The organism is Campylobacter concisus (genome assembly GCF_002913715.1).
Lineage (GTDB): Bacteria > Campylobacterota > Campylobacteria > Campylobacterales > Campylobacteraceae > Campylobacter_A > Campylobacter_A concisus_AG.
The window spans coordinates 75,324-101,950 of sequence record NZ_PPCE01000009.1; the positions used below are offsets into that span (position 1 = coordinate 75,324).

The window sequence follows — 26,627 nt, forward strand, 5'->3', positions numbered from 1 at the left end:
ATGAGTGAAATTTCAGATTAAAGCCTTTATTTAAGAATTTGGCATTAAAATACAAAAACTTGTTACATAGGAGCGAAAAATGGACTACAACAAACATAACAAAGGCTTTGTTTGCTTTATGTACGGCTTTGGACGAAGCAGGGCAGTTTATGCTGTTTTGATGTTTTTAGTCATATTTTTGCTTGGTTTTTTGACATTTGGCTCAAGTGCTCAAGCTGACATTTTAAATTTACAAATAGCCCTTAGTGTCATGCTTTGCGGGCTTTTACTCATCCTTGTAAATCCAAAAATTTTTATCATCAAGCTAATTGGGTATTTAATTTCACTTGCTGGCGTTATGATCGCTCTTCACAATGCAAATTTGCTAGGCGAAGGCTTTAGCTTATATTTTTACGCAAGCCTAGTTTTTGGCGCATTCATGATGCTTATGCTTCTTAGCTGGTTTGTTTATAACGCAAGAAGCAGCGAAGTAAATGAAATTTAGTTCGCCACTCCCATAAGCACACTTGTGTAAGTGTTTTGTTTAGGCTCTGAACTTGTTGCATCGTTTACATTTATGCGGCCAGTCTCAAGCCTAGCCTTTATGAGTGCTTCTTTTACTGCATTTGCACGCTCATTTGCAAGCTCAACTAGCTTTTCCTTATCCACTTCGATAGCTTTTATTGCCTCTTCTCTTAAGGCTTTATCGCTTTTATCTTTAGCGTTTGGAACGAGAGAATTTAGCACGGTAATATAATCTTTGCCACTTGAGGCGATTATTTGATTTATCTTTTGATCAAGCTTTTTTTCTTTAAAGTAGAGCACATCTATTTCAGAGTAAGTAGGTGTGATGCTAAGTTTCATCATAGGCTTTGCAGTAGTTAATTTTATAAAATCAGCTATTTTTGGTGCTTCTGAGCTTATTAGCTCGCTACTTCCAGCAAGAAAATCAATAGAGCTAAGGTCCTTGCCGCCAAGCCCTAGAGCATTACCCAAAAATCTAAATGGAGCTAATGTGATATCAGCAAAGAGCTTTTTAATAGCAGCCCAAATGACACCGCCATATTTAAAGTCAGGATCGTCTAAATTTCCTTCAACTGGAAGGTCGATATTTATTTGATTATTTTGATCGCTTAATATCGATATAGCAAGCGAAAGTGGCAAATTTACAGCATCTTTTGAATCAACCTTTTCTCCAAGTGTGAGTGTGTCAAAATTTATAAGATTTGAGCCGTTTAGTTTTGAATCAACAACGCTATAATTTAGATTTAAATTTAACTTACCTTTTTTTATTTTATAGCCCAAAAATTGCCCGCTATATGGTGTTATGTCGATTAGATCGATGTCTTTAAAATCAAGCTTAATGTCGGTATTTTGCTTTAGCTCAAAAGGAAATAATTTTGCTGTAATCTGAGAAAAGCCATTTTTGCCAACTGTGCCTTTAAACTCGCCCGAACTTGGACGTTTTTTATCGATGTCAGTTAGCTTGCCGTTTAGATTTGAAATTTTTGTAGCAAATGGCATAAATAGTGACGCATCTGAAAAATCAACCTCGCCGTTGTTAAGTGAGAAATTTTTGATACTAAAATTTAGCTCGTCGTCTTTTTTATTAGCTACCTTTTTGCTCTCAGTTTTTTGCTCACTTTGGGCTTTGCTTTTATCTTCTTTTACGATTTTGTTTAGGTTAAATTCACGTTCTTTACTTAGATGAGCCTTGATAAATGGCGAATTTAAAGCAACTCCAGTAATTTCAAGATTATTTTTAAAAAGTGAAATTTTATCTACATCTAAACTTTTAAACGCGATTAGCTTTTCTTTATTTTTATCATCTAATCTAATATCTTTTACACTAAGTTTTGCATCTGCTTTTATATCTTTTGCATAGTGAAGCTGGGCATCTGCGCTCATCTCTCCACTTGAAAGATCTGCCACTAAAAATGGCTTTGCGTAGGCAAAATATTTTGGCAAATTTTTATCTTCAAGTTTGATTTTAGCAGTTATATTAATTGGTTCAAGTTTGATCTTTGAGGTTAGGTCTAAATTTAGCTTTTGCGAGCTTTTCATATCCACTTTTGCGTCAAATGGCTTACTAAAATCGCTACTTAAATTTGCTATTTTTACAAATAAATTATCAAATTTATGAGCGATCTTCTCGCCTTCAAAAAGGTGTGTCAAAGCGATATTGGCGTTATTTACATTGATATTTTTTATATCAAATTTAAACTCACTCTCTTTGCTTTTTGAAGCTGATGTATTCTCCTTTTTGGTTTTAGTGTGATGATTGGCTGTTTTTACTGGCCCATGCTCACCAAGTCCAAGCTGGTTTATCGCACTTAAGCCACCGTCATTTAACTCCGAGTTAAATTTTGGTCTATTTATATCGATATTCTCGGCATTCAAAGCCATATTTAAAATATCAAATTTGATCGTTTTTGTCAGTACATCAGCGATATCTAAAATTTCTTTATTTTTTGCCTTTAAATTTATGCCATTTATACTAAGCTCATCAAGAGTTGCAAGGCTTTTATTGGTATCTTGAGTGAAGCTAATGTTTGAGATTTTAGTCCCTGCCACATTTGCATTCGCATTTTTACTAAGCGGGGCATTGATACCTTCAAACGCTATTTTTTCAAGCGTTAGAGCTGTTTTGTTATTTGCTAAATTTGCATTTAAATTTGAGGCATTTATATCTTTTAGATTTACTAAATTTTTACTGGTTTCATCTATTTTTAGGGCATTTGCATTTATGCTATTTAGTGCAGTTGTCGCATTTAGCTCACTTTTTTCATTTAAATTTGCTAAAAGCGAAATATCGTTTAAATTTAGCGATTTTAAGCTTGCTGTTATTGCATTTTTAAATGACACATCGCTTAAATTTATGGCATTTAACTCTAATTTAGCATCTATCTTGTCTGCTATTTTACTTGATAGATCAAATTTTGGAAGCTCTAGCTCACCAAGGCTTAGTTCGTTTTTGCCCTCATCTATGTTTAGTGATTTTATATTTAAAAAGCTATCCTTTAAATTTATATTTGTAGCGTTCTCGTCGGCAATTAAAGCGTAATTTATTCCTAAATTTATGACCGCATTTTTAAGATTTAGTGTGTCGTTATCGATAAAGCTAATCGCCACTGGATCGATACTAAAGTTCTTTATGCTGATATTGCCCTCGATTTTTAGGGGATTTAGCTTGATATCGCCATTTAGATCGATCTTGTGAGCTAGAGTCGAGTTTGAGTCAAAAATATGGCTGCCTGCACTATTTTTCTTAGTATTTAGCGAGCTTAGCTCGTAGTTTATATCATCAAAATTTACGTTAAATGGATTTGTTAAATTTTGATCGCTATATGAAAATGAGCCTTTGATGATTTTTGCGTTATTTAAGGCAAAATTTATAGAGCTAGTGCTGTTATCTTCGGTAGTTGCGTTATCGTCGCTTATAAAATTGCTAAAGTTAAATTTTGAATTTTTATCCCTTAAAATTTTGACATTTGGCTCTTGAAGCCTAAAAATATCAACTTCAATTAATTTTTTAAAGATAGAAAATGGTTTTAGCTTGACGTCGATTTGCTTTGTGCTAAAAAGTGGCGAAGTGCTGTTTAGCTCAGCGTTTGTCGCATTTAGCTCGAAGGTAAAAGGATTAAATTTAGCACTTTCCACAAAAAGCGTTGCATTGTAGTCTTTTAGATGCTTTGGAGCAATATTTTTGATAGCATAAGGAACACCAAAAAAGCCAAGAAGCGTGTAAATAAGCAAAAGTGAAACTAAACTTATACCTGAAATTAGGGCTATTTTTTTATTTTTATTCATTGTAAAATTTGCCTTGCTATTATCTAAAATAGGAGAGATTTTACTTCAAAAAAGGTTAAAAGATAGTTAGAAATTTAAAACTTCTATACTATAAATTTACATTTAGCTTAATAATACTTTTATATGATTCGTATTACTATGCAGAAATATTTTTAAACAAAGGGGATTGTGATGAAGAAAATTTTGCTTGTCTTTTTTTTGTTGTTTGGCACTCTTTCTTATGCAAATGAAAATACCGTTGTAATAGCTATTGAGGAGCAAACACCTCGTATAAATCCACTTTACGATGAGGATCATGATCCTACGCTTTCGCTAGTTTTTTCTGGACTTACTAGCCACGATGAAAATAGCCACGTCGTGCCTGAGCTTGCGAAGTCTTGGCAGGTGAGTGATGACGGGTTGGAGTATATTTTTGAGCTAAGAGATGATGCTTTTTGGCATGATGGGGTAAAATTTGGCGCAAAAGATGTGAAATTTACTATCGAAGCGGCTCAAAATAAGAAGCTAAACGCGCCTACTATCTCAAACTACGAGGTGGTAAAAAGCGTTGAAATTTTAGACGATTACAAAGTAAAGATCACGCTTAATGAGCCTTTTCCGCCATTTCTTGACGCGCTTAGCTTTGGCGTTTTGCCTGAGCACATTTTAAAGGGCAAAGATATCGCGACTGATAAATTTAATGACGCACCTATTGGCACTGGCGCATACAAGCTTGTAAAATGGAAAAAAGATGAGAGTTTGGAGTTTGTGGCAAATGATAAATTTTACAAAGGTGAGCCAAAGATAAAAAGGGTATTTTTTAAAATTGTTGGTGATGAAAATTTAAGACTTGTAGGGCTAAAAAGTGGTGAGATAGACGTCGCGCTCATCTCTCCAACTGCCGTAAATTTCATAAAAGATGATAAAAAGCTTAGCCTACTTAAGTTTAAAAGTGCGGACTATAGAGCTTTGATGTTTAACTTTAATGATCCTCTTTTTCAAGATAAAAATGTAAGAATCGCCCTAAACTACGCGGTAAATAAAGACGAGATAGTTAAAAAACTATTTCACGGATATGCAAGCGTAGCGAACAATCCGATAGAAAAAAGCTTTGCAAACGACAGCGAGTTTAAATTTAGCTACGATCCGCAAAAGGCTAGGGAGCTGCTTGAAAAGAGTGGCTTTAAGAAAAACAAGGCTGGCTTTTTTGAAAAGGACGGCAAGGAGCTTGGCTTTGATATCTACGCCTTTAATAACGACATATTAAGGGTCAATCTAGCCAAAATTTTAAGCAGTGAGCTAAATAAATTTGGCGTGAGAGCAAAAGCCTACGCTAAGCCAAGAACAGCCTTTAGTATAAGCGAGGTTGATAGCTTTATTATTGGCTGGGGAAGCCCTTTTGATCCAGACTTTCACACGTATAGAATTTTTGGTGGATTTGCCGATGTGAGTGTGAATGAAAATGGCTGGAATTTTAACCACTACAAGGACGCAAACGTCGACCTTGCCCTAAAAAATGCAAGATATACAAAGGACGTGGAGCTTAGAAAAAAATACTACAAAGAATTTCTAAAAGCGCTTTTTGAAAATCCACCTTATATTTTCATAGCCTATCTTGACTATCCGCTCGTCTTTAACAACAAAATTTCAGGCATAAAGACGCAAATTTTAGGCCACCATGGAGCTGGATTTTTATGGAACATAAGAGAGTGGCAAGTAAAATAGTGGATAAAAACTTTGTTTAGAACCATTTTAAAAACAGCGATCTCAAGCCTTGGATTGCTGTTTTTTATCTCATTTTTTCTATTTTTGCTCATATACTTTTTGCCAGGCAATGTCACTGACGCGATGTTTTTGCGAAGCGAAGCGCTAAGCGTTGCCATAAAAGAGCAAATTTTAGAAAATTTGGGGCTAAAAGATGGCTTTTTTGTGCAGTATTTTAGGTGGCTAGCTCACTTTGTGACGGGGGACTTTGGCACTAGCTTTGTAAGTGGAGCAAGCGTTTTTTTACTCATTAAAGAGAGGCTTTTAAACTCGCTTATTTTATTTTTTGCTTCGTTTTTTTTGATAGTTTTTTTATCATTTTTCTTGGGGCTTTTAAGCGCCATTTATAAAAACAAATTTGCCGATATCTTTATAAACTTTAGCTCATTTTTGCTAGCTTCCTTGCCTCATTTTTACATCGCTCTTGTGCTAATAGCGATCTTTAGCGTCTATCTAAATGTGCTGCCAAGCTCTGGGGCAAACGAGCTAGGATCTAGCGGCGTTGGGGTGAAATTTATCATCTTACCAACGCTTGCCATCATCTTGCCACACCTTGGCGCAAACGTGAAATTTGTAAGAGACAGGCTAAATCAAAGCCTAAACGCTGATTTTATCCAGACGGCTCACGCTAGAGGTTTGGGGCGTGGCAAAATTTATCTCTTTGCCATAAAGCACGCAAGCACCGATATAGTCTATTATTTCGCCACACTTGTGGCTGGCGTTTTTGCTGGCTCATACGTCATTGAGAGCATTTTTTCATTTCCAGGCATAGGCAAGCTTGGCCTTGATGCGGTGATCGCCAAAGACTATCCAGTCGCACTTGTGACCATTTTACTAACAGCTGTTTTTGTCGTTTTTGCAAATTTGCTAGCTAAAATTTTTGCTATCTTGGCAGATAAGAGAAATTTATGAGAAAAGTCATATTTTTCTTAGCCTATTTTGTCTTTTTAGCTCTTGTCGCATTTGCCTTTGTGACGCCATTTTTTTCTAAATTTGAGCCAAATTTCACTGACTTTATGGCGGTAAATTTAGCCCCAAGTAGCGAGCATATCTTTGGCACTGATATCCTTGGTAGGGATAATCTCATAAGAGTGGCCTACGCGCTTAAAAACTCGCTTCTTATCTTGCTTTTAGCTGGCTTTTTAACGACGCTTTTCTCGCTCATCTACGCATACTTTGGCACAAGCAAGAGCAGGATTTGCGAGAGCCTTTTTGACAAGGGGCTTGATGCTTTTTTAAGCATACCAAACATCGTTTTTATCATGCTTTTTAGCTCATTTAGTAGCGGAGATCTGCTCATAACCTCTTTTATCATCGCCATTTGCTCCTTTATGCAAGGCGCAAAAGTCTTTATGCAAAATTTAAGACTTAGTAAAAAGTGCGACTACGCCGAGCAAGCTGTGATAAACGGAGCTAGTAAATTTAGCCTTATCTGCTTTGAAATTTTGCCAAATTTAAAGCATTTAATAATTAGTATCTTTGGCATAAACGCGATAAACGCGGTCGTCATGGAGGCAACGCTTGGTTTTTTTGGCGTGGGTAGCGACGCAAATAAAATAAGCCTTGGCATCATGTTAAATGAGAGCAAAGAGGCGCTTTTTCTTGGCTCTTGGTGGATGGTACTTTTCCCTGGCGTGACGCTCTTTTTGCTCATCCTCGCAACCTCGATCATCACGTCAAATTCAAAAAATGGCAATATAAAAATATGATAGAGATTAAAAATTTAAACGTTTTTTATAAGAACAAAAAGCTTTTGCGTGAGCTTGATTTTGGCATGAGTGAGGGTAAATTTATAGGTATCACAGGTGCTAGTGGCAGCGGCAAATCGCTCTTTGCAAAGAGCTTAATAAGGCTTTTTGATGATGATTTTAGAGTGAGGGCGGATAAATTTAGCATTTACAAAAAAGATATCTTAAAACTTAGCCAAAATGATCTAAAAGAGTACCGAAAAAAGGTCGCTGCGCTCGTTTTTCAAAACTCCGTTGCCAGCCTTCATCCGCTCTTAAACGTGGGTGATCACTTCAACGCCTATCTTGGCGGCGATAATAAAACAAATAAAGAGCTTGCATTTGCTTATTTTAGGGAGTTTGGGCTGGGTAATGCAAATCTCATCTGGCACAAATACTCATACGAACTAAGTGGTGGCGAGGCGAGCCGTGTGCAGATCGCTCTAGCACTTTGCCTGAAGCCAAAAATTTTAGTCTGTGATGAGATAACAAGCGGGCTTGATAGCATTAGCGCTAGTCATGTGGCGGGTATCTTGGAGAGTTTAAAGGGCAAGATGAGCGTCATCTTTATCTCGCACGATGAGGCGCTGACAAGCTATCTTAGTGATGAAATTTGGCAGATGAGAGATGGGCGGCTAAATTTAAAGGAAAATGCGTGAAAATAAGGCTTGAAAACGTCTCAAAAAGTTTAAACTTTAAGGAGCATTTTAACGCTAGAGCTGAAGTGCTGCACCTTTTAGAGGGGATAAATTACGAGCTTGATGATGGCGAAAATTTAGCCATTTTGGGGCAAAGCGGCAGTGGCAAAAGCACGCTTGCAAAGCTTATATCATTTAGTGAGCCAAAAAGTGGGGGCAAAATTTATATAAACGATAAAGAGATCACGGACAAAAATGAGCTTAAAAAAGATATCAGATATATCTTGCAAAACCAAAAACAAGCCCTAAATCCAGCGCTAAAAGTAAAAACCGCGATCGCTCACGTGAGGTCATATCTTAAGCTTAGTTTTAGCGAAAATGAGCTTAAAGAGCTTTTGGCAAATTTAAATTTAAAAGATGAAATTTTAGAAAAATTCCCCTCTCAACTAAGTGGCGGTGAGGCGACAAGGGTCGGGATACTGCTAGCACTTCTTTCAAAGCCAAAAATCTTAATCTGTGACGAGATAACAAGCGGACTTGATAACGAGACAAAGCAAAAGATCATAAATTTGCTTTTAAGCTTAGATGAAAAGATCAGCATTATCTTTATCACGCACGATATCCTAAGTGCGATGAAGATAGCGCAAAAGGTGCTAATAATCGAGGCTGGCAAGCAGGTGGCGTGGGGTAAATTTGAAGATCTCACAAACCAAAATGTCCTTAAAAAATACCTCGATGCTGCAAAAATTTATAAAAATAATCTTTGATATAATGCGAGCAAAAAAGGTTAAATTTTGCTAGTTCACATCTGCTGCTCGGTCGATAGCCACTACTTTTTACAGCGCCTACGAAAAGACTTCCCAAATGAACGAATAGTAGGCTATTTTTATGATCCAAACATACATCCATATAGCGAATTTTTACTGCGTTTTGAGGACGTGAAACGAAGCTGTGAGAAGCTTGGCATCAAGCTTTTATGCGGCGAGTATGACTACGAAGCGTGGCTTGGTGGCACAAAAGGACTTGAAAACGAGCCAGAAAAGGGCAAAAGGTGCGAATACTGCTTTGATTTTCGTATGAAAGACTCCGCTAAAAAGGCACTTGAGCTAGGATTTGGTAAGATCACGACGACACTTTTGATGAGCCCAAAAAAGGACTTTTCTCAGCTTAAAAAGGCGCTTGATGAGGCGGTGGCTGGCTCAAATTTAGAGGCAGTCGCAGTTGATTATAGAAAAAATGGCGGCACAAGCGAGCAGTTTATCCTCGCTAAAAAAGACAAGCTCTATCACCAAAACTACTGCGGCTGCGTCTTTGCGCTAAAAAAACAGCGCGACTCGCAAAATTTGCCCCAAAGTGAGCTAATGAGCGAGCTACACGCAAGAGCGCTTTATGGCAGCATTGAGGCTAGACTTGAGCTTTACAAAAAGGTGCGCCTTTGCGAGGCAAAGGGGGAGAAATTTCACCTTTTTAGAAGGCGATTTTTAAACTACAGGCTTTTGCGCGCTAGTGTTAAATTTGATGGAGTTGTGGTGTCAAGCTACTTTGTGCTCTACTCTGGCTTTAAAAGAGAGAATTTAAAGCTAAATGTGGAGCGCGACTGCGAGATCGATGATGAGCTAAAAGAGGGCGCGATATTTATGAGCATAGAGCGCTTTAATAAATTTACAAATAGCAAATTTAAAAGCGTTGATGAGCTTTGCAAAAGGCCGCTTGAGCTTGGCGCTGAGATGAAATTTCGTAGGCAGATATGCGGGGAGTTTTCGCAAAGTCCTATAATTATCTTAGACGAAGTCAAAAAGGGCAGCTACGAAATTTACGCAAAGGCTGTTTTTTACAACGACAGCGAAGAAATTTTGGTTTTAGACTAAAAGGCGAGTTTATAAAATTTATCTTAAAGCAGTGAATTAAATTTTGCCACATAAGGCGAAATTTAGAGATTTTTAAAAGAGGCTAATAATTTTTTTCTTAGTATAAATTTGTTACAATCGCCACAAATTTACATTACTAAGGCTAAAACGTGATAGACGTCGTAGAAATTCAAAAAATTCTCCCACATAGATTTCCATTTTTGCTTATCGATAGAGTTGTCGAGCTAGAGCCAGCTAAGAATATCGTCGCTTATAAAAATGTAACCATTGGTGAGCCGATATTTCAGGGGCACTTCCCAGGTCACCCGATCTATCCTGGCGTGATGATCATTGAAGGCATGGCACAAGCTGGTGGCGTGCTAGCGTTTAAGAGTATGAGCGACGAGCATCAGGCTGGTATCGAGAATAAAGTGGTTTATTTTATGAGCATAGACGGAGCAAAATTTCGCCATCCTGTTCGCCCTGGAGATAGACTAGAGTATAGACTAAATGTGCTAAAGCATAAGGGAAATATTTGGGTGCTTGAAGGCAAGGCATATGTAGATGACGCACTTTGCGCCGAGGCTGAACTAAAAGCGATGATAGTAGATAAATAGGCTTTAAAAAAAGAGAGACAATGAAAAATATCCACCAAACAGCCGTTATAGAAGATGGAGCGATCATTGGAGATGACGCAAATATCGAGGCTTATGCATTTGTAAGTAAAGATGCGGTCCTTGGCAACAACGTCACGATAAAGCAAGGCGCAAGGGTGCTTGGCAAGACTAAAATCGGCGATAACTCTCGTGTATTTAGCTATGCGATCGTGGGCGATATCCCGCAAGATATCAGCTATAAAGATGAGATTGATACCGGCGTCATTATCGGCGAGCACGCAACTATACGTGAGTTTTGCACGATAAACTCAGGCACGCACAAAGGCGATGGTATAACAAGGATCGGTGATAATGCTTTTATAATGGCATATTCTCACATTGCACACGACTGCATAATAGGCAGTAACGTCATTTTGGCAAATAACGCAACCCTGGCAGGTCACGTCGAGCTTGGTGATTATGCTGTTGTGGGCGGTCTTACGCCAATTCATCAGTTTGTTAGAGTAGGGGAAAGCTGCATGATTGCAGGTGCAAGCGCGCTTAGCCAAGATGTAGTGCCATTTTGCCTAGCTGAGGGCAACAGAGCTTATATAAGAAGCTTAAATTTAGTCGGCATTAGGCGTAGATTTGACAAAGAGCAGGTTGAAGAGCTTGTTCGCGCTTATAAATTTTTGTTTAATCAAGGCATTAGCCTAAAAGATCAAGCAAACGAACTAATCGCAAAAACCAGCGATGAAAATGTTAAAAAAATGTGTAAATTTATATTAGAAACGACAAGAGGAATTCCGCTTGCAAAAGGAAGAGATTAATGGCTAGAAAGTGTAATTTTTGTGGCGAGGCTGAGTCTGCTGAGAGAAGATTACTCGCTGATATCGAAGGGAACGCCTATATATGCGAGTATTGTATCGCTGCTGCATACGATATGATACATGGAGATACTAGCGTAGAAGAGAGTAAAAATGACGAAACGATAGAGTATCAAAAGCTCACACCAAAGGAGTTAAAAGCGGTACTTGATAACTACGTGATCGGTCAAGACAGGGCTAAAAAGGTCTTTAGTGTCGGCGTATATAACCACTATAAGAGAATTTTTAAACAAAGCGACATTAAAGACGATACTGAAATTTCAAAATCAAACATCTTACTTGTTGGCCCAACTGGAAGCGGCAAGACGTTAATGGCTCAGACTTTGGCGAGATTTCTTGACGTGCCTATCGCTATTTGTGATGCTACGAGTCTAACTGAAGCTGGATATGTTGGAGAAGATGTTGAAAATATCCTTACTAGGCTTTTACAAGCTGCAAATGGTGACGTGAAAAAGGCGGAGCAAGGCATTGTCTTTGTAGATGAGATCGATAAGATCGCTAGAATGAGTGAAAATAGAAGCATCACAAGAGACGTTTCAGGCGAAGGCGTACAACAAGCACTTTTAAAGATCATCGAAGGAAGCGTTGTAAATATCCCACCAAAAGGCGGCAGAAAACATCCAAACCAAGACTTCATTCAGATAGATACGACAAATATCTTGTTTGTTTGCGGTGGTGCATTTGACGGACTTCTTGATATTATCGAGAGAAGGGTTGGTAAAAACGTACTTGGATTTAACCAAGAAAAACGTGGCAAAAATGAAAAAGAAAATTTACTAAGCCTACTTGAGCCAGACGATCTAGTAAGATATGGCCTCATTCCAGAGCTTATTGGTAGACTTCACGTAGTAGCTACTTTGAATGAGATAACAAAAGAAGATATGGTTAAAATTTTAACCGAGCCAAAAAATGCGATATTAAAACAATATCAAAAGCTTTGTGCGATTGACGGCGCTACGCTTAAATTTGATGATGAGGCACTTGAAGAGATAGCAAGTCTAGCTATTGAGAGAAAGACCGGAGCTAGAGGGCTTAGAAGTATAATGGAAGAGCTTATGACAGACATAATGTATGAGCTACCAGAGTTAAAAGAGTATGATATTGTTATCTCAAAAGAGACTGTAAAAGATAAGGCAAAGCCAATTTTAATAAAGCACGATAAGAAAATAGCGTAAAGGAAATAGATGTTTTTAGATCAGGTTATAGGTTTTTTCTCAAGTGATATGGGTATAGATCTCGGTACGGCAAATACACTTGTTTTGGTAAAGGATAAAGGCATAATAATAAATGAACCTTCTGTTGTTGCAGTAAGGCGTGAGAAATATGGCAAACAAAAAATTTTAGCGGTCGGACATGCTGCAAAAGAGATGGTAGGAAAAACTCCAGGCGATATCGAGGCGATAAGGCCGATGAGAGATGGCGTTATTGCGGATTTTGATATGACTGAGCGTATGATACGCTATTTTATAGAAAAGACTCACAAAAGAAAAAGCTTTTTACGCCCAAGGATCATCATCTCAGTTCCTTATGGACTTACTCAGGTCGAAAGAAAAGCTGTTAGAGAAAGCGCCTTAAGTGCTGGAGCAAGAGAAGTATTTTTGATCGAAGAGCCTATGGCAGCAGCGATTGGCGCAAATTTACCAGTTCGTGAGCCACAAGGCAATCTAGTAGTTGATATCGGTGGCGGTACGACTGAGATAGGTGTTGTCTCACTTGGTGGCCTAGTTATTTCAAAATCAATCCGCACAGCTGGCGATAAGATTGATATTAGCATTGTTAATTACATAAAAGAGAAATATAACCTACTAATAGGTGAGCGAACTGGCGAGGAGATAAAGATTGCTGTAGGTTCTGCCGTGCAGCTTGAAAAAGAGATAAGCGTAGTGGTAAAAGGACGCGACCAAGTGAGTGGTCTTTTAAGTAGGGTTGAGCTAACAAGCGAAGATGTAAGAGAGGCGATGAGAGAACCACTAAAAGAGATCGCAGATGCGCTTAAAACCGTGCTTGAGATGATGCCGCCTGATCTTGCGGGCGATATCGTGGAGACTGGTATCGTACTAACTGGTGGTGGAGCGCTCATTAGAGGACTTGATAAATTTTTATCTGATATCGTTAAACTTCCAGTTTTTGTAGCAGATGAGCCACTTCTCGCGGTTGCTAGAGGAACTGGCAAGGCACTTGAAGAGATTGGGCTTTTACAACAGCTGACAAATGAAGAGTAAGATTGTTCTTTTTGTTTTTATAGCATTGCTTGCTACGGCCTCAGTTTTTAAGGGAGAAATTTTAAGTAATCTTTCTATCGGGTTTAGTAACTATGCTACAAATTCATACGACAATTTTGCTAAAAGCGTGAAAGACTATATAAACGAATATTTTAGGCAGGCTAGCGAGATAGAAAAACTAAGAGCGCAAAATGAAGAGCTAGAGCGCTCAGCCACGCTTCTTTCTACTTTTGCGAACGAGCTAAATCAAATTTTAAAAGATAAAAACTCAACTGCCTATGCCCCAGCTGTAAAGCTAGTAAAAGGGCTTAGCTACGTGCATATTGGGGATTATAATAAAATTTGGATAAGCGAGTTTGAAGGATACGATCCAAATAAAATTTACGGGCTCATCTATCAAGGAAATAGCGCTGGTATCGTCATCGCAAAAGATGGCAAGCCACTAGCTTACTTGCAAAATGACCCAAAAAGTATATTTGCGGTTTACATAGGAAATGACAAAATTCCAGGCGTCGCGCATGGAAATCAAGGCCAAATAATGGTGAAATTTATCCCACAATGGCTCAGCCCAAAAGAGGGCGATGAGGTTTTTACGAGCGGACTTGATGGGATATTTTTTAGTGGGGTGCCAGTAGGGCGCGTGAGTAAAATTTTAAAAGAGAGCTCCTATCAAAGCGTGATAGTTGAGCCCTATGCGAAGCTAAACATACCAAACTACCTATACGTTGTAACAAAGGAAAAATAATGCCAAAAAGAACAGATATAAATACCATTTTGCTAATCGGCTCAGGCCCTATCGTCATCGGTCAAGCCTGCGAATTTGACTACTCAGGCACGCAAGCAGCCAAGACGCTAAAAGAGCTTGGATACCGCGTAGTGCTTATCAACTCAAACCCAGCCACCATCATGACTGACCCAAATTTTGCCGATGCAACGTATATAGAGCCGATCACAAAAGAGAGCATTTTAAAGATCATCGAAAAAGAAAATATTGATGCCATCTTGCCAACGATGGGTGGTCAAGTAGCACTAAATGCCGCTATGGAGGTCTTTGAGAGCGGACTTTTAAAGGACGTAAAATTTCTTGGTGCAAACCCAGAAGCGATAAAAAAGGGTGAAGATAGACAAATTTTTAAAGCGACCATGCAAAAGATCGGCATGGACTTGCCTGAGAGTAGATATGCTTATAACATGGACGACGCGCTAAATGCGGCAAATGAGATAGGCTTTCCGCTCATCATAAGAGCTAGCTATACGCTTGGTGGTGCAGGAAGTGGCGTGGCTTATAATATGGACGAGTTTAAAGAGCTAGCCAACACTGGCCTTGACGCAAGCCCGATACATGAAATTTTGATAGAAGAGAGCTTGCTTGGCTGGAAAGAGTACGAGATGGAGGTTATCAGAGATAGAAACGATAACTGCATCATCGTCTGCTCGATCGAAAATTTTGACCCAATGGGCGTGCATACGGGCGATAGTATCACGGTTGCACCAGCTTTAACGCTAACAGATAAAGAGTATCAGGCTATGCGTGATGCAAGCTTTGCTATACTTCGTGAGATCGGCGTTGATACTGGCGGCAGCAATGTGCAGTTTGCCATAGATCCAAAAACGGGCCGCATGATCGTTATCGAGATGAATCCACGCGTTAGCCGAAGCTCAGCGCTAGCGAGTAAGGCTACTGGCTATCCGATCGCAAAGGTCGCGACACTGCTCGCAGTTGGTTTTAGCCTAGATGAGATCAAAAACGACATAACTGGCACGCCTGCTAGCTTTGAGCCGGTGATCGACTACATTGTGACAAAAATTCCTCGCTTTACATTTGAGAAATTTCCAGGATCAAACCCATATCTAGGCACCGCGATGAAGTCAGTTGGCGAGGTCATGGCGATTGGTAGGACATTTAAAGAGAGCATCCAAAAGGCGCTTTGCAGTCTAGAGCGCGATCTTTGCGGATTTAACAGCCTTAGCCTAGAGAAAAACGCTTTGATTTATGGCATCAGAAATGCAAATGAGAGAAGAATTTTATATCTAGCGCAAGCCTTTAGAGATGGCTTTAGCGTGGCTGAGGTGCATGAGTTTAGTAAGATCGATCCTTGGTTTTTGGAGCAAATTTATGAGATAGTTAAATTTGAAGATAAGATCGATATGGATATCTTAAATAATGAAGAGCTACTGCGAGAGGCCAAAAGTATGGGCTTTTCAGACAAGATGATAGCTGTGCTTATAAATGAAAAAGACGATCTTGAGCTTAGCCAAAATGATATCTATTTTGCTAGGCAAAAGCTTGGCATCGAGCTTGAATACAACGAGGTTGATACTTGTGCGGGCGAGTTTAAGGCGCTAACCCCATATCTTTACTCAACCACAAATATCACTAAAATTCCTAAAAAAGAGCTAGCAAAAGACGCTAAAAAGGTGATGATAATAGGCGGCGGTCCAAACAGGATCGGCCAGGGTATAGAGTTTGACTACTGCTGCGTGCACGCAAGCTACGCCCTAAGAGATCTTGGCATAAAAACGATAATGTACAACTGCAATCCAGAAACCGTCTCAACCGACTACGACACGAGCGATATTTTGTATTTTGAGCCGATCGATTTTGAGCACGTTAGATCAGTCATCGAGCGTGAAAAGCCAGACGGTGTGATCGTACATTTTGGCGGCCAAACTCCACTTAAATTTGCAAAGCGTTTAAGCGTGATCGGTGCCAAGATCATCGGAACAACCGCAAGAGTGATCGATGTGGCAGAAGACAGAAAGAAATTTAGCGAATTTATAAATAAAATAGGCGTCCTTCAACCTAAAAATGACACCGCCACTAGCTTAGAGGAAGCCTTGCAAAAGGCCGCAACTATCGGCTATCCAGTGCTTGTTCGCCCAAGCTACGTTCTAGGCGGTAGGGCGATGAGAAGGGTGCATAATGAGAGCGAACTAAAAGAGTATATGAGTGAAGCGGTCAAAGTTAGCAACCACTCGCCAGTACTACTTGATAAATTTTTACAAGATGCAAAAGAGCTCGACGTAGACGCGATATGTGACGGCAAAGAGGTCTATATCGGTGCGATAATGGAGCACATCGAGGAGGCTGGAATTCACTCTGGCGACTCAGCTTGTATACTGCCACCGATGAGTTTAAGTGATGGAATGATAAAAAAAGTGGAGAAGCAAACCAGAGATATTGCTCTAAATTTAGGCGTTGTCGGCCTTATGAATATCCAGTTTGCTATATATGAAAACGAGCTTTATATGATCGAGGTAAATCCTCGCGCGAGTAGGACTGTGCCGTTTGTGAGCAAGGCTACTGGCGTGCCTATGGCAAAGGTAGCGACAAGAGTTATGTGGCAAGGAAATTTACGTGAAGCGCTTAAATTTTATGATGATTACAAAGTGGTTTATGAAGATGGCGACATCCTAAAACCTCGTGTTAGCTCGCACATTTGCGTAAAAGAGTGCGTGTTGCCGTTTAATAAGCTAAGTGGCGCCGATCTCATCCTTGGTCCTGAGATGAAGAGTACGGGTGAAGTAATGGGTATAAGCCACGATTTTGCAAGCTCGTTTGCAAAGAGCCAGATCGCTGCTAGCAATACTTTGCCAAGCAAAGGCAGGGTATTTTTAACGTTAGCTGACGCTGATAAATCTTACGCGCCAGACCTTGCAAGAGAGCTAATAGCGCTTGGCTTTAGCATCATCGCAACTGGCGGTACGCATAAAATTTTAAGTGAAGCTGGCGTTGAGGCTGAGTTTGTCTATAAGATAAGCGAAGGCAGGCCAAACGTCGAAGATAGGCTCAAAAACGGCGATATCGCACTTGTTATTAACACAAGCGATACAAAATCAAGCGTGGATGATGGTAAAAAGATCCGTCAAAACGTGCTTAGATTTAAAATTCCTTACTTTACAACGATCCGCGCAGCACTTGCTGCTGCTAAGTCGCTAAGTGCAGTTCAAACTGGCAAAGCACTTGAGGTAAAAAGCTTGCAAGAGTATTTATCTAAAAAATAATAAATTTAAGGCAGTTTAGCTTATAGCTAAACTGTTTTTTAAAGTATTATTAGAAGTAATAGATGTCCATATATAGCATTTTGCTTTGAATTTTAGTCTAGCTTTCATCAATCTAGTAATATTAAAGCTTATGTTTAATATAATCTCACCAAAAGGAGAGATTATGAAAATTTTAAATGCTTTTTTTACGGGTATTATATTTGTCCTTGCTCCTATTTTTACGTTATTTGTTGGAATTTACAACAACTACTTTTCTTACTATGGCATAAGCGAGTATTTTAATGTTATTTTTGTTGATAATGTGCCTTTCTTATGGCTTTTGCCCGTATTTTTTATATTTGGGTATTGCTTTTTTTACGCGCCTTTTAGAAAAATTTTTAGAGCCTTTTATTTAGTTTTGTTGATAGTTTGTGCTTTTAGTTGGTATCCTGACTTTGGACGCACTTTAGGAGAGAATTATTTTATGAGTAAATCGCTATCTTTAGATATCTCATCAAATTTAGAAAATGAGCAAAAGACTGATGGAAAGATACTTTATGATGGACGAAGAGAAATTTATTTTTTAAGAAGCGATAATAATAAAGTCGTTAAAATTTCAAAGTAAAGTTTTACCTTTATTTAGTTAAAATGGCATAAAAATTTAAAGGTTTAAAATGCGTTTAAAACTCCCACACGTTCCGTATATTTCACATAAAATAGCAATAGATCTTCTAAATTGTGGTTTCGTAAGACTAAATAAAGGAATTGAGCCAATCGTAGCAAAAACAAGTGAAATTTTAACAGTCGATATTCAAAAAGAAAGAGCTTTAGATGAGCGAGCAAATGAGCTTTTGGAGAAAAATGAAGACGAAATGCAAACTATGCAAATTGACCGTAAAAACATGTTTTGGCTCGTTAAAAAGAAGCTTGCAGGTGAATTTGATGTAATCTTAACCCACGAAGATAGATTTAGCAATATCGCTCACAAAGTGCTTGAAACTATTTGGAAGAGTGGTCTTGTTGACTATAATGTATCTGAAAATCGCGTAAAAAATGTGATTTATAACTCAATAGACGAGTACTTAAAAAGCTATGAGAAGATAGAAGATGATGTTTATGAAATGATGCAAAATTATAAACATAAGCTAATCCCAGGAACTGATGAATATGATCTTGTCTTTGAGCGTTTGTATCAAGATGAGCTTAAAAAAAGAGGCATGCTTTGATGAAAGCTTACATTTATATTGAAAATGGTGTTTTTTTAGAAGCAAAAGCTTTTGGTGCTCACGGCGAGTGTGCAGGTGAGCTCGTTTTTAATACCTCGATGACTGGCTACGAAGAGATCATGAGCGATCCAAGCTATGCTGGTCAGTTTATCGTCTTTACGATGCCAGAAATAGGCATAGTAGGTATAAACGAAGACGATATGGAGAGTCTTAGAATTCATGCAAGTGGCGTTATAATGAGAAGCTACAACGAGACTCCGTCAAACTACCGCTCACAAAAATCTTTGGGAAAATTTTTCGAAGAGCAAGGTAAATTTGGCGTTTATGACGTTGATACTAGATACCTCACAAAGATGCTGCGTGACGAGGGTGCCTTGATGGCTTATATCTCAACGCAGATAAGCGACAAAGATGAGCTAAAACGTAGGCTTGAAAGTAGCGGACGTATAGAAAATATAAACTATGTAAAAACAGTTAGTGCAATGGATGAATATGAGCACAAAAAAGGTGCATGGGATAGAAATTTAAAGTCATATAAGCCGCTAAAAAGTATTGGCAAAAAAATAGCTGTTTTTGACTTTGGTGTAAAGAGAAATATCTTAAACGAGCTATGTGAAATTGGCCTTGAAGTCATCGTCGTGCCACACGACACTAAGGCTGAAATTTTAATAGAAAAATTTAAAAACGGTGAGATAAATGGGGTATTTTTATCAAATGGTCCTGGTGAGCCAAAAAATTTAAAGGCTGAAATAGGCGAGATCAAAAAGATGATTGAGGCTAAGATACCTATATTTGGCATTTGTCTTGGACATCAGTTACTCTCAAACGCCTTTGGGTACGAGACATATAAGCTTAAATTTGGTCAGCACGGAGCAAATCACCCAGTGCTAAATTTAGAGACAAAAGCAATTGAGATAACAACACAAAATCACAACTACAACGTGCCAGAGAGCATCGCTGAAATAGCGGTTGTGACTCATAGAAATTTATTTGACAACACAATTGAGGGTGTGAGATACAAAGACTATCCGATCTTTTCAGTTCAGCACCACCCAGAAGCAAGTGGTGGTCCAAGTGAGAGTAAATATATATTTAAGCAGTTTTTAGAAATTTTATAAGATGCAAAATATAAACCTTTACATGATTATCTCAGTTGCATTTTTAAGTAGCTTTAGTCATTGTGTAGGTATGTGCAGCGGATTTTTGAGCTTACAGACTCTATTTTTTAAAGGCAAAAGCAAGAGAGAAATTTTAATGCTAAGTACGCTTTATAGTCTAGCTAGAATTTTTGCTTATGTAGTTTTAGGAGCTTTGTTTGGTGCCTTTGGAGCTGTTATTAGCTTTAGCATGCAAGTAAGAGGTTTGATATTTTTCATAATTGGCTTAATGATCGCGTTTATCGGCATTGCCTTGCTTTTTAGGGGCGAGCTTTTAAAATTTGTAGAGAATCAAAAGGCACTTAATTTTGTAGTAAGAATTGCAAAAACGAGGATTCAAAAGAAAAATTTAACAAATTTTTTATTACTTGGTTTTTTAAATGGCTTTTTACCTTGTGGTGTGGTTTATTATTTTTTGGCACTTGGGATTTTAAGTGCAAATTTTATTGATTCGGCTTTTACAATGCTTGTATTTGGTCTTTGCACATTGCCAGCTATGCTTTTAGCTAGCTTTGTATTTGGAATTTTAAATGAAAAATTTAAAGACATAATGTTTAAGATTTCAGCTAGCATAATGATAATAAATGGAATTTATCTATCATTTTTAGGATATAGAGCAAATGCTTAAGATAGAAAAATAAGAGAAATAATTGTTAATTGCGTCAAAATTTATGAAGTTTGATAAATATAACCAAAAAGGAAGAATAAATGAGCAAGATTCTTAATAATCTAACTGTTCTTATCGTTGAAAATGAGGGAGATGGTAAAAAAATAGTACAAGAAGTTATGCGAGATAAATTCGAAAAAGTTATCACTGCTCAAAATGGCGATGAAGGACTTAAGAAATTTAAAAAATATAATCCAAATATGGTTATAACAGACGTTTTTATGCCTATAATGAATGGCCTTGATATGGCTAAAAGTATTAAAGAAATTTCAAAAGATACACCTATTATAGTTTTTAGCACAAATAGTGAAAAAGAAACACTTCTAAAAGCGATAGATGTTGGTATTGATAAATACGTTTTAAAGCCGATTGATCTTGATGATTTTTTGGTTACATTAGAAAATGTTGCTAAAAATAAGATAGAAACAGCAAATATTATTCAGGTTACAAATGGATATAGTTTTAATAAAATAAAACGTGTGCTTATCAGAGATGGTGTTGAAATTTCTCTTACAAAAAAAGAGCTTGCATTTATATCTTTACTCATAAAAAGACTTGGTACGCTTGTGCTTCACGATGAAATAAAAAATGTTGTTTGGGTTGGCGAGAGCGTGACAGAGGCTGCTATTAGGACCTTCGTTAAGCGTGTCAGAGATAAAGTCGGTAGTAATTTTATAAAAAATGTTCCTGGACTTGGTTACAAAATAGATAGAAGACTCTCCTAGTAAAAGAGAATTTATATTAATTAAGTCTTTTTATAGTTTTTCTACTCTAAAATAACCGAAAATTAATATAAATTTAACTAGGAGGAAAATTTATGCGACCATCCCAGTTGCTACATTATGATTATAGTGTGGCAAAACTCTTTATGTTCTCCACGATATTTTTTGGTATTGTTGGTATGGCTATTGGTGTTTTGGTAGCTTTTCAGCTTGCCTGTCCTGATCTAAACTATATAGCTGGTGAGTATTCGGCATTTGGTAGATTGCGTCCTCTTCATACTAACGGTATCATTTTTGGTTTTATGCTCTCTGGTATATTTGCCACTTGGTATTACATAGGACAGCGTGTCCTAAAAGTATCAATGAGTGAATCTCCATTTTTGATGTTCATTGGTAAGCTTCATTTTTGGCTTTATATACTTGTTATGATTCTAGCTGTTGTGACACTTTTTATGGGCGAGAGTACGTCTAAGGAGTATGCCGAGCTTGAGTGGCCACTAGATATTGCTGTAGTAGTAGTCTGGGTGCTTTGGGGTGTTAGTATATTTGGACTTATTGGTATTCGCCGTGAGAAGACGCTTTACATCTCAGTTTGGTATTACATTGCTACATTTCTTGGCGTTGCTATGCTTTATCTATTTAATAACATGGAAATTCCAACAAGACTAGTTAGTGGATATGGCTCATGGCTACACTCAGTTTCGATGTATGCTGGCTCAAATGATGCTTTGGTTCAGTGGTGGTACGGTCACAACGCAGTTGCGTTTGTGTTTACAGTAGCAATCATCGCCCAAATTTATTATTTCTTACCAAAAGAGAGCGGACAGCCAATATTTTCTTATAAGCTTTCGTTATTTTCATTCTGGGGCCTTATGTTTATCTATCTTTGGGCTGGCGGTCACCACCTAATATATACTGCTGTGCCTGATTGGATGCAGACTATGGGTTCGGTTTTTTCTATTGTTTTGATTTTACCTTCTTGGGGTTCAGCTATTAATATGCTTCTTACAATGAAAGGCGAATGGACACAACTTCGCGAGAGCCCGCTTATTAAATTTATGATTCTAGCTTCAACTTTTTATATGTTTTCAACTCTTGAAGGCCCTATCTTAGCCATCAAATCTGTAAATGCACTGGCTCACTATACTGACTGGGTGCCAGGACACGTACATGATGGCGCACTTGGCTGGGTTGGTTTTATGACTATGGCAGCACTTTATCATATGACGCCACGTGTCTTTAAGCGCGAAATTTATTCAAAATCCTTAATGGAAGCTCAATTTTGGATACAAACAACAGGTATCGTTTTATACTTTGCTTCGATGTGGATCGCCGGTATCACACAAGGTATGATGTGGAGAGCAACTGATAGCTATGGAAATTTACTCTACTCATTTATTGATACTGTTGTAGTACTTATACCTTATTATTACATTAGAGCTATTGGCGGACTTTTGTATTTGATTGGCTTTTTGATGTTTGCTTACAATATTTATAAATCAACTTCTGCTAAAGCTATTTTGGCAGAGCCAAAAAGTGCAACGCCTATGGGTAGTGCTAAAGCCAATGCGGAGGTGATGTGATGTTTGCTTGGTTAGAAAAAAATCCATTCTTTTTTGCAGTTTGCGTCTTTATCGTCATAGCTTATGCTGGTGTGGTAGAAATTTTACCTGACTTTGCAAATAGAGCTAGACCACTTGAGGGTACAAAACCTTATACAGTTTTAGAGCTTGCTGGAAAAAATATATATATACAAAATGGTTGCAACACCTGCCACTCACAGATGATACGTCCGTTTAAAGCAGAGACTGATAGATACGGCATGTACTCGTTAAGTGGCGAATTTGCTTATGATCGCCCTCATCTTTGGGGTTCAAAAAGAACTGGCCCAGATCTTATGCGTGTGGGTAATTATAGAACGACAGATTGGCATGAAAATCATATGTTAAACCCAGCCTCAGTTGTGCCAGGCTCGATCATGCCAGCATATCCATTTTTATTTAAGAAAAATGCTGATATAGAGACTGCTTACGCTGAAGCACTAACTGTTAAAAAGGTCTTTAATACGCCTTATGATGAGAAAGATATGCCAGCTCTTGGTACCTTTGAGCAAGCAAATACCAACGTGAAAGAGCAGGCTGCAAGTATCGTTGAAAGTATGAAAGATGAGCAAGTAAAAAGTGCCTTTGCAAAGGGTGAAATTCGCCAGATCGTGGCACTTATCGCCTATCTAAATAGCCTAAAATAGGAGTTAGTAATGGACATTAGAGAACTTCAAGCTTATGGCTATTTTATTTTGACAGCATTCTTAGCTATCACTTTGTACGCTTATTTTTTTCATCTTTACAAAAGCGAAAAGCAAGGTAGAAGAAATTATGAGAAGTATTCAAGATTAGCCCTAGATGATGAGATCGGTAGTAAAATTTTAGAGCAAAAGGCTACAAAGGAGAGCGTATGCAATGGCTAAATTTAGAAGATAATATAAATTTACTTGCGTTAATAGGTGCCATCTTAATTATCGTACTAACTGTCGTTGTAGCTGGCAAGTATGTTGGTCAAATGAAAGTTAAAAAAGATGAAAGCGTAGAGCTTAGCGAGCATAACTGGGACGGAATAGGCGAGTATAAAAATCCAGTTCCATTTGGTTGGGCGGTAGTTTTTTTACTAACGCTTGTTTGGGCGATTTGGTATTATTTACTTGGTTATCCACTAAATTCTTACTCACAAATCGGTGAATATAATAAAGAGGTAAAAGAGGCAAACGCTAAATTTGAAAAAGAGTATGCAAAGCCAAGCAAAGAAACGCTTCATGCTATGGGAGAGAGCGTATTTTTAGTGCAATGCTCAGCATGTCATGGTATCACAGGCGATGGCATTGGTGGCAAAGCTGCAAATTTACAAATTTGGGGTAGCGAACAAGGAATAATTTATACGATACTAAATGGTTCAAAAGGGCTTGATTATCCTATGGGCGAGATGCCAGCAGGGCTAGCCGATGCTGATGGAGCAAAGGCTATCGCAGCTTATGTAGCAAAAGAGATAAGTGCTATAAAAAGTACAAAAAATGAAAATTTAGTAGCTATGGGAAAAGAGCTTTACGCAGCTTGTGCAGCTTGTCACGGAGATGATGGCAAAGGCATGGATGGTATGTCGGCTGATCTTAGTAAATATGGTTCAAGTGAGTTCATCGTAGATGTACTAAATCGTGGTAAAAACGGCAACATCGGTGTTATGCCTAAATTTAATGATGGCAGATTAAACGAGATACAACAAAAAGCAGTTGGCGAATATGTCATATCGCTATCAAAGGGCGAATAATGGAAAATAAAAATAGAAATATCTTTGCTTTAAACGGTATTAGCGGTTATTTGGTGGCAGTTTTGCTTTTGCTATCTATCCTTGGCGTACTTACTTATATTGGTATTGGCTTGCAAAAAGATGTAGCAACCAAACCTTACTCATTAAAAGATGCAAGTAGCATTGAGATGAAGAGCGTTGATAACGCTAAACACGTCATTATAAAGGAGTAGTGATGCTAGGCATAATAGAAAAAGCCATAATCTTGCTGATAGTTGTTGCAGGGGCTATTTGTGCGTGGTCAGTGCTTACATCAAACCACCTTTTTGTAGGCTAGGTGTGAGAAAATTTATACTCATTTTTATATTTTTGCTCTCACAAAGTTTGGCTTTGGGAGCAAATTTTGTGATAAATAATGATGAAATCCTAAGCCAAAAAGTAAGTGTAAAGCTAAATGAGATCGGCAGTGAGCTTTACGCAAAAAGCGGTATAAATTTAGTGGTTGGCGTATATAAAGATGGTGAGCTAGAAGCTCTTTTTAAAGAGCAAAACCTTAGCTTGCCTTATGCTTTTTTACTGCTTATAAAGGATAAAAAGAAAGTAGAAATTTTTGCCGATGCTAATACTTCAAAGCTTTTTAATAAAGAACAAATTTTAAGTGTAAATCCAGAATCAGGAACGATAATTCCTATTTTAGTTTCTAAAAATGGCAAAGATGTCTATAATGCTGCTATATTAAATGGCTACGCTGATATTGCCGAGCAAATCGCATCTAGCTTAAATTTACAGCTTGAAAGTAGTGTTGGAAATTCAAATAAAACTACATTAAATTTTTTAAGATTTTTCATCTATGGTCTAGTTGCATTTTTTATAATTGTTATCTTTTATAAAAAGGTAAAAAATGGATAAAAAAACCTTTTGGCCTTATGCTATCGTGCTTAGCTTCATTGCTATAATTATCGCTTGTGCAGTAACGATCATCATAGCACTGAAACATCCAGTCGAAATGGATAGCTCTTATATGCAAAGCTACCAAAATGTCGATGAAAACATAACCTTTATCAAAGAGAGTGAAAAACGCTTTGATGAGAAATTTGATCTAAAATTTGAGCCAAATTTTAATGCCCTAAATGCTAAGTTTAAATTTCATCTAACTCCTAAAAAAGGAGAAATTTCAGCTTTAAAATATGAAATTTTACTCACTCGCCCACAGACAAATAAAGAAAATAAAATTTTAAGAGCTTCATGGCAAGAAAATGATCTAGTAAGCGAAGAAACAAGTCTACAAGAAGGCAGGTGGCAGCTACTTTTAAGGCTAAGTGACACTAATGATACAAGGTATTATAAATTTGATCTTAATGTCACAAAATGATCTTAAAATCGTAGCTTTGGTATCTGGGAAAGATTTCAAAGCTAGATTTAAATTTTAATAAACTAATCTTTTTGGCTAAATTTAAAACCAAAATACTAAGTTTTTATCAAATAAAACTATAAATCAAATCTCTTTAAATCCAAAATTTAATCCCAAACGCTCGCAAGTGCCGACATATTCTTTAAATTTATAGATTAGTGGATGCCATTTTTGCGTATCTATCTTTTCATCTTTTAGTAAATTTTCATCTACAAAAATGCCTGTAATCTTACAAGTAACGATGCTAAACCACTCTTTTAACTCTATCTTTTCTACAACCGTTTCTATCTGTATCTTACACTCTTTTATCCTGGCAGTTTTTGCATTTATGCCAGGCTCTTTGCTGAGATTTGCTGCCTTAAATTTGTCGTGCTCGTAGGTGTAGCCAAGATTCTTTTTTTCTTCTGGTACTTTACTATCACCAGTTAGTTTTTCCATTTTTTGCACAGCTTCTAGCAGACTCTCATCACATAAATTTAGCGTGATATCTGAACCATTTTTGATATTTTTAAAGCCTTGATTTTCAATGCCTATGCCAAGCACCACCGTATTTCCTAACGTCCAAGAAGATGAAAGCACCGTGATATCATCGTTTGCATTTTTATCTTTTGTGGTAGCCATCAAAACCGGAAAGCCGTAGTAAAAACCTTGTCTGTTTAACTCTTTATGCATTTTTGCTCCTTTTTTGTGATTGTAGCTTTTGGCTCTTTAAGG

The 26,627-nt window shown here is 37.7% G+C and carries 27 protein-coding genes; 25 read left to right on the top strand and 2 right to left on the bottom strand.

Going from position 1 to position 26,627, the window contains the following annotated elements:
* Nucleotides 1-79 precede the first annotated feature (79 nt).
* Entirely contained in the window at nucleotides 80-484 is a 405-nt protein-coding gene (locus CYO92_RS04350; RefSeq protein WP_103588805.1) for a hypothetical protein, read from the top strand.
* Here CYO92_RS04350 and CYO92_RS04355 read toward each other — a convergent pair.
* Complete coding sequence (locus CYO92_RS04355; RefSeq protein WP_103588806.1) at nucleotides 481-3,789, bottom strand: DUF748 domain-containing protein; 3,309 nt, start codon at nucleotides 3,787-3,789, stop codon at nucleotides 481-483. The two genes, CYO92_RS04350 and CYO92_RS04355, sit on opposite strands and share 4 nt — an antisense overlap.
* Before the next feature lie 171 nt (nucleotides 3,790-3,960).
* On the opposite strand from CYO92_RS04355, the gene CYO92_RS04360 reads away from it, so the two are divergent.
* From CYO92_RS04360 to CYO92_RS04475, 24 genes are all read left to right on the top strand, one after another.
* Nucleotides 3,961-5,493: an ABC transporter substrate-binding protein gene (locus CYO92_RS04360; protein WP_103588807.1), complete on the top strand. Its 1,533-nt coding sequence runs from the start codon at nucleotides 3,961-3,963 to the stop codon at nucleotides 5,491-5,493.
* Nucleotides 5,494-5,505: 12 nt separating this feature from the next.
* On the top strand, nucleotides 5,506-6,444 hold the full coding sequence (locus CYO92_RS04365) for an ABC transporter permease (protein WP_103588808.1): 939 nt from the start codon (nucleotides 5,506-5,508) through the stop codon (nucleotides 6,442-6,444).
* Nucleotides 6,441-7,241, top strand: coding sequence for an ABC transporter permease (locus CYO92_RS04370; RefSeq protein ID WP_103588809.1), 801 nt, complete (start codon nucleotides 6,441-6,443; stop codon nucleotides 7,239-7,241). The genes CYO92_RS04365 and CYO92_RS04370 overlap by 4 nt, the downstream gene beginning before the upstream one ends.
* A complete protein-coding gene (locus CYO92_RS04375) occupies nucleotides 7,238-7,918 on the top strand; it encodes an ATP-binding cassette domain-containing protein (RefSeq protein WP_103588810.1) in 681 nt (226 codons plus the stop codon). The genes CYO92_RS04370 and CYO92_RS04375 overlap by 4 nt, the downstream gene beginning before the upstream one ends.
* The gene (locus CYO92_RS04380; protein WP_103588811.1) at nucleotides 7,915-8,664 is read left to right on the top strand and encodes an ATP-binding cassette domain-containing protein; all 750 of its coding nucleotides are present in this window, start codon (nucleotides 7,915-7,917) and stop codon (nucleotides 8,662-8,664) included. Before CYO92_RS04375 ends, CYO92_RS04380 begins: the two co-directional genes overlap by 4 nt.
* Before the next feature lie 27 nt (nucleotides 8,665-8,691).
* Nucleotides 8,692-9,765: an epoxyqueuosine reductase QueH gene (locus CYO92_RS04385; protein ID WP_103588812.1), complete on the top strand. Its 1,074-nt coding sequence runs from the start codon at nucleotides 8,692-8,694 to the stop codon at nucleotides 9,763-9,765.
* 149 nt (nucleotides 9,766-9,914) lie between these two features.
* Complete coding sequence (fabZ, locus tag CYO92_RS04390; RefSeq protein WP_021091063.1) at nucleotides 9,915-10,361, top strand: 3-hydroxyacyl-ACP dehydratase FabZ; 447 nt, start codon at nucleotides 9,915-9,917, stop codon at nucleotides 10,359-10,361.
* 20 nt (nucleotides 10,362-10,381) lie between these two features.
* Complete coding sequence (gene lpxA, locus CYO92_RS04395) at nucleotides 10,382-11,170, top strand: acyl-ACP--UDP-N-acetylglucosamine O-acyltransferase (RefSeq protein ID WP_084041622.1); 789 nt, start codon at nucleotides 10,382-10,384, stop codon at nucleotides 11,168-11,170.
* The gene (gene clpX, locus CYO92_RS04400) at nucleotides 11,170-12,402 is read left to right on the top strand and encodes an ATP-dependent Clp protease ATP-binding subunit ClpX (protein ID WP_021090629.1); all 1,233 of its coding nucleotides are present in this window, start codon (nucleotides 11,170-11,172) and stop codon (nucleotides 12,400-12,402) included. The genes lpxA and clpX overlap by 1 nt, the downstream gene beginning before the upstream one ends.
* A gap of 9 nt (nucleotides 12,403-12,411) precedes the next feature.
* Nucleotides 12,412-13,449, top strand: coding sequence for a rod shape-determining protein (locus CYO92_RS04405; protein ID WP_087576553.1), 1,038 nt, complete (start codon nucleotides 12,412-12,414; stop codon nucleotides 13,447-13,449).
* On the top strand, nucleotides 13,439-14,194 hold the full coding sequence (gene mreC, locus CYO92_RS04410; protein ID WP_084109149.1) for a rod shape-determining protein MreC: 756 nt from the start codon (nucleotides 13,439-13,441) through the stop codon (nucleotides 14,192-14,194). Before CYO92_RS04405 ends, mreC begins: the two co-directional genes overlap by 11 nt.
* Entirely contained in the window at nucleotides 14,194-17,454 is a 3,261-nt protein-coding gene (carB, locus tag CYO92_RS04415; RefSeq protein ID WP_103588813.1) for a carbamoyl-phosphate synthase large subunit, read from the top strand. Before mreC ends, carB begins: the two co-directional genes overlap by 1 nt.
* Nucleotides 17,455-17,617: 163 nt before the next feature.
* The gene (locus CYO92_RS04420) at nucleotides 17,618-18,058 is read left to right on the top strand and encodes an isoleucyl-tRNA synthetase (RefSeq protein WP_085657831.1); all 441 of its coding nucleotides are present in this window, start codon (nucleotides 17,618-17,620) and stop codon (nucleotides 18,056-18,058) included.
* Nucleotides 18,059-18,107: 49 nt separating this feature from the next.
* Entirely contained in the window at nucleotides 18,108-18,659 is a 552-nt protein-coding gene (locus CYO92_RS04425; RefSeq protein ID WP_103588814.1) for a DUF507 family protein, read from the top strand.
* Nucleotides 18,659-19,777: a glutamine-hydrolyzing carbamoyl-phosphate synthase small subunit gene (carA, locus tag CYO92_RS04430; RefSeq protein WP_103588815.1), complete on the top strand. Its 1,119-nt coding sequence runs from the start codon at nucleotides 18,659-18,661 to the stop codon at nucleotides 19,775-19,777. Before CYO92_RS04425 ends, carA begins: the two co-directional genes overlap by 1 nt.
* 1 nt (nucleotide 19,778) lies before the next feature.
* Nucleotides 19,779-20,444 (top strand): sulfite exporter TauE/SafE family protein, encoded by a 666-nt coding sequence (locus tag CYO92_RS04435; RefSeq protein ID WP_223154181.1) that lies wholly within the window; start codon nucleotides 19,779-19,781, stop codon nucleotides 20,442-20,444.
* A gap of 80 nt (nucleotides 20,445-20,524) precedes the next feature.
* Nucleotides 20,525-21,208 carry a response regulator transcription factor gene (locus CYO92_RS04440; RefSeq protein ID WP_021090989.1) on the top strand — a complete coding sequence of 228 codons (684 nt, stop codon included), beginning with the start codon at nucleotides 20,525-20,527 and terminating at the stop codon, nucleotides 21,206-21,208.
* Between the two features lie 92 nt (nucleotides 21,209-21,300).
* On the top strand, nucleotides 21,301-22,788 hold the full coding sequence (gene ccoN, locus CYO92_RS04445) for a cytochrome-c oxidase, cbb3-type subunit I (RefSeq protein ID WP_084041628.1): 1,488 nt from the start codon (nucleotides 21,301-21,303) through the stop codon (nucleotides 22,786-22,788).
* The gene (gene ccoO, locus CYO92_RS04450) at nucleotides 22,788-23,453 is read left to right on the top strand and encodes a cytochrome-c oxidase, cbb3-type subunit II (RefSeq protein ID WP_103588816.1); all 666 of its coding nucleotides are present in this window, start codon (nucleotides 22,788-22,790) and stop codon (nucleotides 23,451-23,453) included. Before ccoN ends, ccoO begins: the two co-directional genes overlap by 1 nt.
* 9 nt (nucleotides 23,454-23,462) lie before the next feature.
* Entirely contained in the window at nucleotides 23,463-23,672 is a 210-nt protein-coding gene (locus CYO92_RS04455) for a cytochrome c oxidase, cbb3-type, CcoQ subunit (RefSeq protein WP_021090915.1), read from the top strand.
* Nucleotides 23,660-24,523 (top strand): cbb3-type cytochrome c oxidase N-terminal domain-containing protein, encoded by an 864-nt coding sequence (locus CYO92_RS04460; RefSeq protein WP_103588817.1) that lies wholly within the window; start codon nucleotides 23,660-23,662, stop codon nucleotides 24,521-24,523. The genes CYO92_RS04455 and CYO92_RS04460 overlap by 13 nt, the downstream gene beginning before the upstream one ends.
* On the top strand, nucleotides 24,523-24,735 hold the full coding sequence (locus CYO92_RS04465) for a DUF4006 family protein (protein ID WP_021090794.1): 213 nt from the start codon (nucleotides 24,523-24,525) through the stop codon (nucleotides 24,733-24,735). Before CYO92_RS04460 ends, CYO92_RS04465 begins: the two co-directional genes overlap by 1 nt.
* Before the next feature lie 106 nt (nucleotides 24,736-24,841).
* Nucleotides 24,842-25,411 carry a hypothetical protein gene (locus CYO92_RS04470; RefSeq protein WP_103588818.1) on the top strand — a complete coding sequence of 190 codons (570 nt, stop codon included), beginning with the start codon at nucleotides 24,842-24,844 and terminating at the stop codon, nucleotides 25,409-25,411.
* The gene (locus CYO92_RS04475; RefSeq protein ID WP_103560498.1) at nucleotides 25,404-25,874 is read left to right on the top strand and encodes a FixH family protein; all 471 of its coding nucleotides are present in this window, start codon (nucleotides 25,404-25,406) and stop codon (nucleotides 25,872-25,874) included. Before CYO92_RS04470 ends, CYO92_RS04475 begins: the two co-directional genes overlap by 8 nt.
* A gap of 123 nt (nucleotides 25,875-25,997) precedes the next feature.
* Here the strand turns inward: CYO92_RS04475 and CYO92_RS04480 are convergent, their stop codons facing one another.
* Nucleotides 25,998-26,585: a flavin reductase gene (locus CYO92_RS04480; RefSeq protein WP_103588819.1), complete on the bottom strand. Its 588-nt coding sequence runs from the start codon at nucleotides 26,583-26,585 to the stop codon at nucleotides 25,998-26,000.
* Nucleotides 26,586-26,627: the final 42 nt, after the last annotated feature.